Origin of the sequence: Sedimentibacter sp. B4, from assembly GCF_000309315.1 — a bacterium.
Classification (GTDB): domain Bacteria; phylum Bacillota; class Clostridia; order Tissierellales; family Sedimentibacteraceae; genus Sedimentibacter; species Sedimentibacter saalensis.
On the sequence record NZ_CANG01000359.1, the window covers coordinates 1 to 226 of the forward strand.

Sequence of the window (226 nt, forward strand, 5' to 3'; positions counted from 1 at the left end):
TCGCCGAGACGGTCGGTCGGCACCTCAAGGGAGAGCTCGCTGCCCGAGTAGCCCGCGGACCCGCCCAGCACAGCTCCGATGTCCTCCAGTGCCTCCGCGAACGAGGGCCCCGGGTGTGCCGCGGTGCCTTCGTCCAGGCACCGCTGCGTGATCGTGGCGACGCCCTCGACATCGGCCGGCTCGGCGTTGAGCGGTGCGTCCAGGATCAGCGAGACGGCCGCAACGT

At 71.7% G+C, this 226-nt stretch carries 1 pseudogene; it reads right to left on the reverse strand.

Annotated elements, in window-relative coordinates:
- A pseudogene (locus BN358_RS26405) lies at nt 1-226 on the reverse strand (insulinase family protein); the annotation flags it as partial.